Annotated in this window: 1 protein-coding gene; it reads left to right on the top strand. The window is 41.2% G+C overall.

The annotated features are described in order from the left end of the window. A partial coding sequence (locus N2257_10840; GenBank protein MCX7794881.1) for an NAD-dependent epimerase/dehydratase family protein occupies positions 1-250 on the top strand: 250 nt, incomplete at both ends.

The raw sequence follows: 250 nt of genomic DNA, 5'->3' as shown, positions 1-250 counted from the left end.
TGATGCTTAAAGAGAATATAAAAAAACTAATTTTTTCCTCTACGGCAGCAGTATACGGGATACCTGAGAGGCTACCTGTTGATGAAGATGCACCACTTAACCCCATAAATCCCTACGGTGCATCGAAGGCCATAATTGAAAGGGTTCTTCAGGATCTTTGTATTGCAAATGAGGATTTTAAATATATAAGCCTGAGATATTTTAATGTGGCAGGTGCTGATCCCGGCGGTAGAATCGGGCAGGCCTATAA

This window comes from Thermodesulfovibrionales bacterium (assembly GCA_026417875.1).
Taxonomy (GTDB): domain Bacteria; phylum Nitrospirota; class Thermodesulfovibrionia; order Thermodesulfovibrionales; family CALJEL01; genus CALJEL01.
Note: the sequence above shows the minus strand (reverse complement) of the source record. Positions and strands in the feature narration are given on the sequence as shown.